The organism is Paenisporosarcina sp. TG20 (assembly GCF_000286315.1).
GTDB lineage: Bacteria > Bacillota > Bacilli > Bacillales_A > Planococcaceae > Paenisporosarcina.
In genome coordinates, this window is record NZ_ALJG01000267.1 from 1 (window position 1) to 14,892 (window position 14,892).

Genomic DNA, 14,892 nt, shown 5'->3' on the forward strand with positions numbered 1-14,892 from the left:
TCAAGGTGCGAAACTTAAGTAGTTATAGTATGAAAGAGATATTTATATTGAGGATTTATGAATAATCTACAAGTATGATAAAATGAAATAAAAATAATTTTTTTAGTAGAAATTTGAGGTGAGTAATGATGGGGAAGTTTTTATTTAAAATCGATAGGGCCTTGCTAGATTTAAATGTTATGGAAATGGATGAGACACTAAACCGATTTTTCAAAGATGTAGAAACTGATTCTTCGGGAAGTTTTAAAATGGTTAATGAACGAGGTGTTTCAAGGAAATTTAAAGTGAATTGGGAGGACAACACCTTGGAAGGCCAAGGAATTAAAGGTTTTTTTGCTCCGTATCATGCAGAGTATCTATTAATCGGTAGAACATCAAATAACGAAATTGAAGTTTCATCGCCTGATACTTCCGCTCACCAAGCAACTTGGCGCAAATCTATTAGTGGAGAAGACAGGTTCAAAGAAGTTATGAACGGTATGGTAGGATTCAAACAGGACTCAGAAAAGTGGTTTCATTTATATCAATTGGCGCAGGGGTTCCAAATGAAAGCAAATGATGATGAGTTAGTATGTCTCCCTTATATTCGCGAAACGCAAATCTTCCAATATCAATTAAATACGGTGAGCCTCGTCATCAATCGCTTTAAAGGGAGGGTGTTATTAGCCGACGAGGTTGGACTTGGAAAAACTGTAGAAGCAAGCATGGCAATGCTTGAATATATCATGCGCGGACTTGTTAAAAAGGTGCTAATTCTTACACCACCTTCTCTAGTACAGCAATGGGAAAACGAATTAAAACGAAAATTTAACCAGGACTTTATAAAATCTGACGATCCAGCTTTTAAAAAAATGGGAGATCATGCATGGTCACACTACAATAAGGTGATTGCCTCCATATCTACGGCTAAAAGAAAGGAACATCGTGAACAAATATTTCATGAGTATTATGATTTGGTGATTGTTGATGAAGCGCATCACCTTCGAAATCGAAACACACAGGCATGGAAGTTCGTAAATGGGATAAACAAAAAATACATATTTCTTTTAACTGCAACCCCGGTCCAGAACCATTTGGAAGAACTTTATAATCTTATTACATTACTCAAACCAGGTCAGCTTAAGACATATTCGCACTTCAAGAAAAATTTTATTGAAAGCAAAGACGGTATTGAGATTAAAAACGCGGACAAGCTGAAGGGCTTAATTTCTGAAGTCATGATTCGCAACAAAAGAAGTAATGTTGATGTCCAATTTACAAAAAGGAAGGCGTACACAACAACAGTTGAATTGCCGAGTGTGCAAAAATCATTATACGAAGATATCAGTACATTTATACGCAACAAGTATAGAGAAGAGGTCCCATCCATTAGTCGCTTTCAGTTGAAAACTTTACAAGAACAGATGGGCAGTACATTTACATCGATGCATCATACACTAGAAACACTTGCGAACAATCAAAAATTATCAGCATTTGATCAAAAATCCTTAAAGCTATTTTCCAATAGAACTCTGAGTATTGTGGAAACGGAACCTGAAAATAACCCGAAAGTCAAACAGCTCATTTCGATATTAAGAGATTTTAACGACAAGATGCTGATCTTTACAAAGTATAAAACGACACAGAAGTTTCTTGTAAAACTATTAACAGAACGAGGCTTTAAGGTTGCTGAATTTCACGGGGGGTTAAAGAGGAAGGAAAAAGAAGCACAGATTACTTTATTTAAGGAACAAGCGGATGTTCTTGTGAGCACGGAAGTCGGAGGGGAAGGACGAAACCTGCAATTTTGTAATGGAATGATCAACTATGATTTGCCTTGGAATCCGATGGCAATTGAACAGCGAATTGGACGAATCCATCGAATTGGACAAACAAAGGATGTGTTCGTATACAATCTAGTTGCAAAAGATACCATCGAACATTCGATTCTAGATTTACTGGATCGAAAAATCAATATGTTTGAACTTGTTGTTGGTGAAGTTGATGCAATCCTTGGTGATGTAGAAAATGAAGAGGACTTCTCTGATCTTATGATGAATGCGTGGGTCCGTTCAAACAACAAAGAAGAACTCGAACAAGAACTCGAACAAATAGGTGAGAAGCTTTTTGAAAATAAACAAAAGCTAGTAAAACAAAAAAAATTAGATGATCGTCTATTTTGATTGAAGGTATCTTTAGAAGGAAGGTGACTCAAAATGCAGCTACAACAATTCGTGACCGAAGTGATAGAAGGACTAGGAGGGGTAGTTGTTCCAGTTGAATATGCTTTATGTCAGGTGCTTGTTCCCGAAGAATATAAAGGTTATTTCCAAGATAAAACCGAACTTGAACTTGCATTTGATTTTGAAGTAGCACAGGAAAACACGCAGTCAGAATTTGTTACCTTTGGAAGCTTTATTTTAGAACAAGTTCTGACTATTGCCAACCAAAAGGCAGTGAGCACCTTAAGGTTTGTAGAGGTTGAACGTCAGATCCTCGCTAACCCAATGAAGAAGATGAAAGAATTATGGCTTGAAGAAAGCGGGAAAATTGAAATCCTTGATGAGAGAAGTGTGATGGGTGTTTGGGCTGTTTTCCAGTTTCACATCACTTTCATTTCGGAAGAAAAAGAAGAAACTTCGGAGCAAGTTTGGATTAATTTAATCACTGGTGAACCATCAGAAAGCATGAAACAGAAGCAAAACAGCATTATCTACATGTCTAACCCATTATATAATTATCCTATTCCTGCAGAATTGAATATGGAAGAAGCATTTGTAACTGCTTATAATCATGTGAATAACGCTTCAGAAGGAAAGCAAAAGCAGCGTAAACAAGATCAACAGCTGCAAAAAGATATTGACCGAATTGGAAATTATTACAAGGAATTACTGATGGAAAGTGATAAAAAAGCGAAGCGTACAGGATTGAGTAAAGAAAAAATTGAGGAAATTACTACAAAGAGTAGAGCCATTAATGTCGAAATGGAAAAACAGATAGAGGAAATTAAGAAAAAATATCATGGTCATACTGAAATCACAATTGTAAACGGTATCCTCTATTTTGTTCCAATACTTCAATATAGCATTGAAGTTCTTTTCCGTTCAAAACGTACAAAACAAACACTTTATTATAATCCAATTACAAAACAATTTGATTAAAGAGTTCAGAAGATGCCAATCTACTGTTCCAGTCCTGTGATTACCCGGCCACCCAGTATTTTGTGAACGAATATTCTTGACAAATAGTCATCTATATGATCAATATAGTTAATCAATTCTACATAATAACCAAGCATGTTATAAAAATAATAGGATAGTAGGCTTAACTGCAAATCTATGAAAATACACCTCGCAAAATTGTATTTTGGGTTGTTTTATCATATCCCATTTCAACATATTTCGCTCAGATGCATTTTTGTTGTTTGCGGTTTCATGGGTTTTTTGAATAGTCACTAAACGGTTGATTAACTTAATCATGATAGCAAACCGAAGAGAATCACATATCCTAAACAAAAGATCATTGTTATAAGAAGAGGGTTTAATAGGTATAATTAAAGTAGTTCTTTTTTGTTGCTACTGGTATTGCCTTTAACAAAAATCTTAATTTAATCACATAATATTAAGGGATATTTTTAATAAAATGAAAAAAGTAATTTTCTTAAGTGCAGAATATTTTCGATTATGATACAGAGAGGTTGGATAACATGGCTTTCGAAAAAATCGAGATAGAAAGATGGATACAAAAGTATCCACTACTAGATGAAATAACAAATTTGACCCCTGTTGTTTGGTTGAATTCTAATATAAATAAAATGGATCAACTATCAACATTGCCTGTGTCAAAAACAGATATGGAGGAAGCAACTCAATTATGGCAGCGTTTTGCTACATATCTTGCCCATGAGTTTCCGGAAACTCAAGAAACAGGGGGCATTATCGAGTCACAATTAAGAAAAATTCCAAATATGAAGAATGAGTTAAATCATAAATATGATGCAAAGATTACTGGAGACCTTTATCTTAAATGTGATAATGAACTTCCAATTGCGGGATCAATTAAAGCACGAGGGGGTGTTTACGAAGTTCTTCATTATGCAGAGAAATTAGCAATTGAAGAAGGTTTAGTTGCCAAGAATGATGATTACACTGTTTTTTCAAGTGATAAATTTAAAGCCTTTTTTGGCCAATTCTCAATTGGAGTTGGCTCTACAGGCAACTTAGGTTTAAGTATTGGAATTATTGGTGCAAAATTGGGTTTTAATGTTGAAGTCTATATGTCTGCGGATGCAAAACAGTGGAAGAAAGAGCTATTAAGGGAAAAAGGCGCTACAGTACATGAGTTCAAAGGAGATTTTAGTGAGGCAATTTATGTTGGAAGACAAAAAACTATTATTGATCCAATGGGGTATTTTGTCGATGATGAGAACTCTAAACATCTTTTCTTAGGGTATAGCGTTGCAGCAATTCGTATAAAAGAACAACTTGCTGAAGAAAGTGTTCAAGTAGATGCAAATCATCCTTTATTTGTTTATTTACCATGTGGAGTGGGTGGCTCTCCAGGTGGAATAAATTTTGGATTAAAGCAAATTTTTGGCGATAATGTCCATTGTTTTTTTGTTGAACCAACTCATTCTCCTTCCGTATTAATAGGGTTACTAACAGGAGAAAAGGAAAAAGTAAGTGTTCAAGACTTTGGAATAGACAATCAAACAGAAGGTGATGGATTAGCTGTAGGAAGACCTTCAAGTTTTGCATCATCCATTAGTGAGAAATTAGTAAGTGGTATTTATACTTTAGAAGATGATGACTTATTTAAATTACTCGCCATTCTTGTGGATAGTGAAGGGATACATTTGGAACCTTCTGCAGCATCAGGCTTGCTCGGACCAGGCCGGATTTTAGCTAGTAATTATGCAAGCAATAATAATTTGAATGTCAATCAAGCAACACACATTGTATGGGCAACAGGTGGTGCACTTGTTCCAGAAAAAGATATGGAGAAGTTTTATGAGAAAGGAAAGAGCTTGATGTAAGCTCTTTCCTTATGAGATATGTGAAAGATTAAATTAAAACCAATTTTATAAATAGAGAAGGAAACCAACAGCTAATTTAGTTGTTGGTTTTTTTGGGAACTATTTGACCCAAAGAAATTGTTTGGATAGTTTAATCTAAATTGGTGATGCTATCTATTGTATGACTTTTAAATTTAGAAGGGAGGAACTATGATGTCTTGGAATACTCCAAAACCGGATGATCGTTCGGATAATGTCCGAAAAATTCAGGATACAGTGACGAATACAATTGGAAATATGGAAGCTGCTGAAGAATCACTTCCTTTTTCTGATGGTAGACAACGTGAAGCAATTAAACAGAAAAATGCACGTCGTGAAGAAAGCATTGAAGGTTTGCGAAAAGAAATAATAGATGAATCAAATGCAAAAAAGAATGGATACTCTGATAACTTTTAGTAGTTAGTTAAAAGATGGAGGAAGTTTTCTCCATCTTTTTAATATAAATCTTGAATACTTGAAGACCAAAATAACCTTACAGAAAATAAAGAAATAGAGGTGTTTCTAATGGGAAATAACCAAAATAAACAAGGAACATATACAAAGTCAGGAACAAATATTGAGGAAGTAAAGAGAAATAATGCACATTCTGGTTTAACATATAACGAGATAGAGCAGTTAATAGCTGAAAAGATTGGAAGGCAAGATGCAGAAATAGCAAGTGAACAAGATTTTACGAATTTGAAAAAGAAAAACTAAAACTAAAACTGTTTTATCATGACAGGCGTGCAGGTATCCGATTTTGGATATCTGCTTTTTAAATTGATAAAAAGTAATCTTCATTATATTCTACATAACCTGTCCGCACAGGCCACTCTAAGATTGTGGCTACGTTCACATCCAGCATGAGAATTGGTTTAAAGCAAACTTAATTGATAAACACTTTCCTCTTTTCCTATTTATAGCAAGTAAGATAGACTTGTAGTAGTGAGGTGGCAGTATGAATAAAACAATTGGTGTCTTCGCGCATGTAGACGCGGGTAAAACAACGTTTGCTGAACAACTTCTTTATCATACAAAAAGTATTAAAACTCGTGGGAGAGTGGATCATAAAGATTCGTTTCTTGATAGCCATGAAATAGAAAGGCAAAGAGGTATTACCGTATTTGCTGATCAAGCAAATTTTGCCTATCAGGATTCAATGTATTATTTAATTGATAATCCAGGACATGCCGATTTTTCTCCTGAAATGGAGCGTTCTGTTCAAATAATGGACTATGCCATTATAATAATTAGTGCAGTGGAAGGTTTAGAAGGGCACACCTTAACCATTTGGCAACTACTTAGAAAACATAAAGTACCTACGTTTTTCTTTATAAATAAGACAGATCGAATCGGTGCGAATGTTGAAAGTGTACTACAAGAAATTCAACAGGACTTAACTTCTGATGTTTGTGACATAACGGACTCTTTTCTTCAAGACGAAATGAAAGAAGACCTCATTCAATTTCTAGCAGAGCGAAATGAAAGTCTGTTTGAACATTACATAGAAGAGGGTTATCAAAAAGAATTATGGTTAAAAACAATGAAAGAATTGGTTAAAGCGAATAAAATTTTCCCGTGTTCTAGTGGTTCAGCCCTTCAAGATACTGGTATAGCTGAATTCTTGGATAAACTACATCAGTTAACAAGTACTTGTTTTTCAAAAGATGATGCTTTTTCCGGTCGAGTATATAAAATTCGTCATGATGATAAAGGAGCGAGAATCACTTTTATAAAAGCTTTGAGTGGTACATTACGAATACGGGATGAACTTAACTGCCAGGTTAATGAAGATAAAGTCGTAGAAAAAGTTACGCAAATACGTATATATAATGGAAGTAAGTTTAAAACGGTCGAACAAGTCCAAGCGGGAGAGTTATTTGCAGTGGTGGGATTATCAAATGTCTCAACAGGTGATGGCTTAGGTACTTTACAAGAGAAAGCTGTGTATGAAATGATCCCTACTTTAAAGTCCAAAGTAGTTATTAACTCATCGGTTCATATAAAAGAAGTATTACGGTGTTTTCAGTTGTTAAATATTGAAGATCCCTCTTTAAATGTTAAGTGGGAAGAACGCTTGCAAGAAATTCATATTCAAGTGATGGGTACGATTCAATTAGAAATTTTGAAACAACTTGTAAATGATCGATTTCAATTGGATGTTAACTTTGAGGAACCACAGATTCTATATAAAGAGACCATTGAGTCTTCTGCAATTGGATATGGTCATTTTGAGCCGCTAAAACATTATGCAGAGGTGCACCTTAAATTAGAACCAGGAGAAAGAAATAGCGGAATAACTTTTAAAAATGCTTGTCATGCAAATGATTTGACTACCGGAAACCAGAATTTAGTACGGCAGCATCTATTTGAAAAAGCACATAACGGATTATTAACGGGATCTCCACTAACAGATGTACGTATCACACTATTGACAGGGCGTGCAGATAACATGCATACTTCTGGTGGTGATTTTCGAGAGGCAACATACCGAGCTTTGAGACAAGGTCTGGAAAAAGCATCAAACCTCTTACTTGAGCCCTATTATCATTTCAAGATAAAAGTAGACATAGATCAAATGGGAAAAGTATTATCAGATATCCAAATCGCTCATGGTAAGCTTGACACGCCGAAAACTGAAGGTAATAAAGCCATTTTGACAGGACGAGTTCCTGTTGTTACTTTTATGAATTACGCTACGGAGCTTGCCGCATATACCCAAGGTAAAGGGGGAATGAATCTGATATTTAGTGGCTATGAGAAATGTCATAACGTAGAAGAAGTAATCGAAAGAATCGCGTACAATAAAAATGCGGATCCAAACTATAGTTCGTCTTCGGTTTTTTGTCAAAAAGGAAAGGGTTATACTGTCTCCTGGGAACTGGCAGAAGCTAAAATGCATTGTTTATAATGTTATTAGAATTGGTACAAAAGTTTATACAAAAATTGATTTGAGGTATTTTCATGAATGAAACGGAATATGATCGATTGCACCGTATCAAAACTGTAGGAACGCTTGAATTACTAAATCAGTCTTCACATTATAATCGGTATGAAGCAACGCCTTACGTGGCACTGGATGAACTTTTTAACAATTATGAATTAAACAGAAAGGATCAAGTTGTTGATTTAGGCTGTGGGAAAGGGCGGTTATCTTTTTATATTCATCGTAGGTACCTAGCATCGGTTACCGGAGTTGAAATGAGTGGAAAGCTCTATCAGGATGCACTTGAAAATATGGAAAGCTACGATCCGCAAGGGAATAAAAGAGGTTTATTATATTTTGAAAGATGCCTTGCACAAGAATATAAAGTTGATTCTATGGATAATGTATTTTACTTTTTCAATCCTTTTTCCGTCCAAATTTTCATGAGTGTTGTTGAAAATATTCTTCAATCAGTTGATCAACACAAGCGACCTATCGACTTGATTCTTTATTACCCCACAACGGATTATATTCAGTTTCTCGAAACTAGAAATACCTTTACATTCGTGAAAGAAGTGAAAGTAACGGCATTGCACGAGAAAAATGACAATGAACGATTTTTAATCTATAGGTTGTACAGCGAATGATTAAATAATGCGTGTTTTGTGTCTCATCGAGCGATAATGCAGTGGCAAACATTTTACCGACTGAGAATTAAAAATGACAATGATTTGATAATAGGAGTATGAGTCAGGATTATGGTTTATCTGCTGCAAAATTGAATAAATAGATGTTTTTAAGCGGAAAATGTTAATATTATTTCATGTCAGTAATAATGAAAAGAGGATAGATTAAAATGAATACAATGAATGAATTAGATGGAGCTAAAGTGATTAAACAAACAAAAAATACCCCTGATCAAAAATTGAGTATTATGTTTTTTGAAGAAAAAGATGGTTCAACGATTGAAGTGTCAATAACTGCGTTAGCAATAGCGAAGTATGAAGAAGAAGTAGATAGTGGGTACTACATATTTATGTGTGATCAAGATTGGACCGTTCAAGATGACCACAAGCTAGAATCAGTTGAAGATGCGTTAGTATGGGCTGAAAAGAATTTCGATACTAGTGAAGAAGATTGGATCTAGGAATAAATTAGAACATTAAATAAACAAAAGAAGTGATAAACTCATCTCTTTTGTCTATTTTTGTGCTCCATATTTTAAATAAGAAACTGGCATAAATTCCAAAACAATAGCTTAAATAGTTATTGACCTAATTTTCCTCTTTACAGGTTTATGTTTTTCGCATAAAGTAAATACAGTTGTACAAGTCTTTTACATGAAGACGAACTATTACTAAAGAGAACGAAATGGAAACGTAAGTAACCCTCCCGTAAGAAAGAAGGAATGTTCATGAACTTATCATTGAAAATAATTATTGCATTAGTTTTGGGTGCAATTACAGGGATTTTATTAAATTTATTTGCACCAGGGTTATTTACACCGTTAAACGCTTATATTTTTGTTCCAATTGGCAAGATATTTATTAATCTAATTACCATGCTTGTTGTACCAATAGTCTTTATCTCTATCGCTTTAGGTACTGCAGGACTTGGTGATCCTAAAAAACTAGGTCGCATTGGATTAAAAACAATATCATACTTTCTAGTTACTACTTCAATTGCTATTGTTATAGGATTGAGTCTAGCGTTTATCTTCCAACCAGGGAATGTAGGAACCTATAATACTGAGGGATTAGAATACAGCAGTAATGAAGCACCTCCAATTTCGGATACGTTGTTAAACATTATTCCGAAAAACCCCTTCCAAGCTTTTGCTGAAGGAAATATGTTACAAATAATTGTGCTTGCTGTCCTTTTTGGATTTGCTTTGACTATCCTTGGCACAAAAGTAGCAAGAGTAAAAGAAGTACTAGAACAAGGAAACGATATTATGATGTTTCTAGTAAACCTCGTAATGAAACTCGCTCCTTATGGGACGTTTGCGCTTATAGCTACCGCAATTGGAACACAAGGCTTTGATGCAATGAAAGCAATGAGTCTTTATATGATTGTTGTAATCTTGGCATTGATCATCCATACAATATTCACTTATGGATCATCCGTTTTACTAATTGCTAAAAGAAACCCAATAGCCTTTTTTAAAGGTTTTGCACCAGCGATGGGCGTTGCATTTAGTACGTCTAGTAGTAATGCAACGTTACCAGTGTCTATGAGTGTTGCACAAAAAAATCTTAATGTACCAAAATCAATTTCAAGCTTTGTACAACCACTTGGTGCCACCATAAATATGGATGGTACAGCCATTATGCAAGGTGTGGCCACGATTTTTATTGCTCAAGTGTACAATGTTGATTTATCTGTTACTTCTTTATTGATTATCGTCTTGACGGCAGTACTTGCTAGTATCGGAACAGCTGGTGTGCCTGGTGTAGGCCTTATTATGCTAGCAATGGTTCTGACATCAGTGAACCTACCTGTTGAAGGAATTGCCTTAATCATCGGGATAGATCGTTTGCTTGATATGGCTAGAACTGCTGTTAATATAACAGGTGATGCTGCTTGTGCCGTAATTGTAGCAGAAACAGAAGAACGCGCTGCTAATAAAGCTGAATTAGCAGTTAAATAGTAAAAGGACTGTCTAATTAGTCCATAAAATAAAACAGGTGGAGAAAAACGAGTCGTTTTTCTTCACCTGTTTTATGTTTTAACAAGAGATTGTTTGCTAATATGGCTAGGCAGAACCAGTTTAGGCGCCTTTCAAGTGGTAGCGGCAGGCATCCACAAAGCACTGAAGCGTGTATTATAGGGTTAACTTAATCCTGTCTATTTACTGGTAAGACTTTTTCAGTGGTCACGGGTGTGCCACCGCAGAAAGCGTCTGCCTATTTCTGCATCGTAACGCTCGCTCCGAAACATGAAAGTGCGTTATAACGGAAATCTCTAAATATATTTAAGAGCAATTTTTTCTTTATTTAGATTTCTAGATGCTCTGAATTTTTGATAATAGTGGGATTTTTCGAAATTGAACCTTTCAACACAATTAAGTCTCATTAGTTTGGTAAACTGAAGGTATGTTAAAATCACAATATATATAGGTATAATGAGGTAGAATGATGATTAAAACATTTAGTTATCAAGATTTTGAGTATGAAGGGACTTGTCTAAGTGACTAACCATGAATATTATATGAATTTGGCTCTGAAAAATGCACAAGCTATGAAAGGACAAACAGACCCGAATCCTCTTGTTGGCTCAGTTATTGTTACTGACAACAGAATTGTTGGGGTTGGAGCACATTTAAAAGCAGGTGAACCGCATGCAGAAATTCATGCTATTCGTATGGCAGGAGATAACTCACAAGGTGCCACGATTTATGTCACGTTAGAGCCTTGTTCACATCATGGGAGAACTGGACCGTGTGCGTTAGCAATAGTTGAAGCAGGCATTAAGAAAGTCGTTATCGGAACCCTTGATCCAAACCCTATTGTTTCAGGGAGAGGAGTCAAGATCCTTGAAAAAGCAGGAATTGAAGTCATTGTTGGTGTTCTAGAAGAAGCATCCCGGAGAATGAATGAAGTATTTAATAAGTTCATCGTTGAGAAAAAGCCATTTGTTACATTAAAAGCGGGAATTACGTTAGACGGTAAAATTGCTACGAAATCTTCCGATAGCAAGTGGATTACTTCTGAAGAAGCTAGGCGTGATGTCCACCAGCTACGAAATGAACATATGGCGATTCTAGTTGGTGTTAATACGGTAATTGCTGACGACCCTGAGTTAACAACAAGAATTCCGAATGGCCGGAACCCAATACGTATTATATTAGACTCTACGCTTAAAATACCACTGGATCGCAAGGTCATTAAAGACAAATTAGCGGACACATGGATTTTTACAAGTGAGAATTTTGACATAGAAAAGAAATCATTGTTAGAAAGTATGGGAATTGCTGTTTTTCCTACTACTGGTTCCAAACATGTTAATCCAACAGAAGTTGTGCGAATTTTGGGGGAAAAAGGTGTTTCTTCATTATTAATTGAAGGAGGGGGAACGGTTAATGCAGCGTTTCTAGAAAATAAACTAATCGACAAAGTGATTATATATATAGCTCCCAAATTAATAGGTGGACAACAAGCTTCTACATTCTTAGAAGGTTCAGGAATCGATAAGATGCGTGACGCGGTTGACTTACATGAAACAGACATCATAAAAATCGGAAAAGATTTCAAGTTTATTGGCTATCCTAGATACAAAAATTAATTAAGTAATTGAGGTAAATTAGTATGAAATTCGGTTTTGATATCGACGATACGCTCATCAGTCTAAGAGAACATGCCTTCCACATTTACAATAGAAAATTGGAACAAACCATACCAATTGATGTTTTTCATAAAATTGAGCAAGTTGAAATTCATGAAGTTTTTGGTCTTACGGAAGAAAAGGGTTTTAACATGTGGAATAGCTCCCTTGAAGAGATTTACTATACATCTTGTCCTCCTTATCCAGATGCAGTAGAAACATTGGTCGAACTAAGTAAACAGGGCCATGAGATTTACTATATAACTGCAAGATCGAGCGACCATGGGGAACGGACGAAAAAATGGATGATGGAACAAGGTTTTCCTTTACAACAAGACCATTTCTTTTGCGGTATGAAAGATCAGGAGAAAGCGGAAATAATCCAATCGTTACAGTTAGACTACTATTTTGATGACAAACCAGAAGTTTTACATACACTTTCTGATGATTCATTAAAAGTGTATGTAATGAATCAATCCTATAACCAGCATCTAACCATCCCAAGAATCACGAATTGGTCACAACTCAATGAAATTATAAAGTGTAATATTATGAGTGATAAGTAGATGGAAAAAACAAAAATGGTTTAAATGAGCTCTATTTGTGAAACAGGGTATGTGTTTCATCAGAAAATGGTACAATACTTGTCAAAGGATATTCTGTAACATGCATGAATGCAGTTTTTAGCATTTTTGTGGTGAACTATGTTTTTCTAATAAAAGGAGATTGAATGAATTGACTAATAATGTAAAAAACGAATTACCAGAAAATTATGAGGAACTAAAAAAAGCTGCAAATCGAACATCTAGTTGGAGAGCACGTTTTGATGCTGTTGAAGAATTGGGTAAGCATAAGCACAGTAAAGTCATAGATGTGCTAACAACACGTATGACAAAAGACCCTGTATTTAAAATACAGGAAGCTGCTTACAGACAACTTAAGGGCTTTGGCGAAGATGTTAATCAGCCTAAGCAAACAAAATTTGACATCATTAAAGGGACGTCTAAAATCTTATTGCGAATTAAAAAGAGTTTACCAGCAGATCATACCTTTGAAGAGTTCAAAGAGAAGTTCAAGAAAATGAGACTTGATGTTTATGATGCATACGAAGGCGAAAAAGGTGCCGAATTTGATAAGTGGCTAGAAAACGAATGGGCTTCTTTGTTAAAAAAGTAAGTAAATAAATTTAAAAAACCGATTGCGATTTTCTGCAATCGGTTTTTAATTTCGAAAAATTCATGGGTTTACCACAGGTTCCAATACAGTTCATGTGCCTTCAATTGAATTTATCCTCACACTTGCCCTAATTGGAATGACTACCTTAAAGAGACCGTGTACTGATGAAATATTAGTCATTAAAAGGTTTTCCTAATGGTATGAGGAATTCATCGACAAGTTCATTGTAAGTGTACACCGTAGGCAGGTTCACAACTGGTGCATGCGCCCATGAGTATGCCGATACAGTCTTTAAATTTACCTGCTATTCTCAAGTGGTTTAAATAGCGATACATATCCCTTCGAGAAAATATAAATATCCCTTACATTTTATGGTTATAGCAATGTAGTAAGTACATAAAATCACAGGGAATAGGTGGTATAAATGATATTCGGTAGAAACAGATGTAGAATAGAGAAAAACAATTGATTGGGTGATTTCATGGAAAAAAATATACAACTTAAAGTGAAGTCTTCTTTTGCTAAAAATGTAAAAGCGGGCTATCCCCTCATAACAGAAGATGCAATTCTCAATATGAAAGACGTTAAAGAAGAAGGTACAATCATTGAGCTTGTTGATGATAATCAACGTTTTCTTGGAAAAGGCTATTATGGTAAACAGAACAAAGGTCGCGGATGGGTATTAAGTCAAAATCAGCATGAAATATTCGATGTGTCGTTTTTTGAAAAGAAATTGAAAATGGCTATTGAATATCGTTCTGCTTTGTTTCAAAATCCTAAAACAACAACTTTTCGTATTTTTAATGGAGAAGGCGATGGAGTCGGTGGTCTTACAATTGACTTTTACGCGGGTTATTATGTCATTAGTTGGTATAGTGAAGGTGTGTATCAGTTTAAGGACGACGTTATTCAAGCGTTAACCAAATTAGTCGATGTGAAAGGTTTATACGAGAAGAAACGATTTGCATCACAGGGTACCTATATGGAAGATGATGATTTCATAGCTGGGGAGAAGGCACCAGAACCTTTACTTGTTAAAGAAAATGACATGAATTTTGCCGTATATTTGAATGACGGTGCAATGGTCGGCATCTTTTTAGACCAACGGGATGTACGTAAAACGATTCGAGACTCCTACTCAAAAGGAAAAAATGTATTAAATACATTTTCTTATACAGGAGCTTTCTCAGTTGCCGCAGTAATAGGGGGAGCAACAAAAACAACCAGTGTCGATTTGGCCAACCGCAGCAAAAGTAAAACTATTGAGCAATTTAGTGTAAATGGCATTGATTTTGAAGCGCAAGATATTATTGTGGAAGACGTTTTTCATTACTTTAAATATGCAGTTCGTAAAGAATTGAAGTTTGATGTGGTGATTTTAGACCCACCAAGCTTTGCACGGTCTAAAAAACATCACTAGCGTTGCATAAAAAAA

At 35.3% G+C, this 14,892-nt stretch carries 12 protein-coding genes and 1 pseudogene; all 13 read left to right on the plus strand.

Annotated elements, in window-relative coordinates; all coding sequences use genetic code 11:
- The first annotated feature begins 128 nt into the window (after positions 1-128).
- Positions 129-2,162, plus strand: coding sequence for a DEAD/DEAH box helicase (locus B371_RS0107725; RefSeq protein WP_019413735.1), 2,034 nt, complete (start codon positions 129-131; stop codon positions 2,160-2,162).
- A 33-nt stretch (positions 2,163-2,195) separates the two neighbouring features.
- Positions 2,196-3,140: a hypothetical protein gene (locus tag B371_RS0107730; protein ID WP_019413736.1), complete on the plus strand. Its 945-nt coding sequence runs from the start codon at positions 2,196-2,198 to the stop codon at positions 3,138-3,140.
- Positions 3,141-3,685: 545 nt separating this feature from the next.
- The gene (locus B371_RS0107735; RefSeq protein ID WP_019413737.1) at positions 3,686-5,014 is read left to right on the plus strand and encodes a D-serine ammonia-lyase; all 1,329 of its coding nucleotides are present in this window, start codon (positions 3,686-3,688) and stop codon (positions 5,012-5,014) included.
- Positions 5,015-5,206: 192 nt separating this feature from the next.
- A complete protein-coding gene (tlp, locus tag B371_RS0107740) occupies positions 5,207-5,449 on the plus strand; it encodes a small acid-soluble spore protein Tlp (RefSeq protein WP_019413738.1) in 243 nt (80 codons plus the stop codon).
- Between the two features lie 108 nt (positions 5,450-5,557).
- Positions 5,558-5,749: a hypothetical protein gene (locus tag B371_RS0107745; RefSeq protein WP_019413739.1), complete on the plus strand. Its 192-nt coding sequence runs from the start codon at positions 5,558-5,560 to the stop codon at positions 5,747-5,749.
- A 241-nt stretch (positions 5,750-5,990) separates the two neighbouring features.
- Positions 5,991-7,943, plus strand: coding sequence for a translation factor GTPase family protein (locus B371_RS0107750; RefSeq protein WP_019413740.1), 1,953 nt, complete (start codon positions 5,991-5,993; stop codon positions 7,941-7,943).
- Positions 7,944-7,996: 53 nt separating this feature from the next.
- A complete protein-coding gene (locus B371_RS0107755) occupies positions 7,997-8,605 on the plus strand; it encodes a class I SAM-dependent methyltransferase (protein WP_019413741.1) in 609 nt (202 codons plus the stop codon).
- Between the two features lie 209 nt (positions 8,606-8,814).
- Positions 8,815-9,105: a hypothetical protein gene (locus tag B371_RS0107760; protein ID WP_019413742.1), complete on the plus strand. Its 291-nt coding sequence runs from the start codon at positions 8,815-8,817 to the stop codon at positions 9,103-9,105.
- Between the two features lie 267 nt (positions 9,106-9,372).
- Positions 9,373-10,608 (plus strand): dicarboxylate/amino acid:cation symporter, encoded by a 1,236-nt coding sequence (locus B371_RS0107765; protein ID WP_019413743.1) that lies wholly within the window; start codon positions 9,373-9,375, stop codon positions 10,606-10,608.
- A gap of 539 nt (positions 10,609-11,147) precedes the next feature.
- The gene (gene ribD / locus B371_RS0107770; RefSeq protein WP_019413744.1) at positions 11,148-12,242 is read left to right on the plus strand and encodes a bifunctional diaminohydroxyphosphoribosylaminopyrimidine deaminase/5-amino-6-(5-phosphoribosylamino)uracil reductase RibD; all 1,095 of its coding nucleotides are present in this window, start codon (positions 11,148-11,150) and stop codon (positions 12,240-12,242) included.
- 23 nt (positions 12,243-12,265) lie between these two features.
- Positions 12,266-12,847, plus strand: a complete 582-nt coding sequence (locus B371_RS0107775; protein WP_019413745.1) for an HAD family acid phosphatase — start codon at positions 12,266-12,268, stop codon at positions 12,845-12,847.
- Positions 12,848-13,016: 169 nt separating this feature from the next.
- A complete protein-coding gene (locus tag B371_RS0107780) occupies positions 13,017-13,457 on the plus strand; it encodes a HEAT repeat domain-containing protein (protein WP_019413746.1) in 441 nt (146 codons plus the stop codon).
- A gap of 481 nt (positions 13,458-13,938) precedes the next feature.
- A pseudogene (locus tag B371_RS21500) lies at positions 13,939-14,871 on the plus strand (class I SAM-dependent rRNA methyltransferase); the annotation flags it as partial.
- Positions 14,872-14,892: the final 21 nt, after the last annotated feature.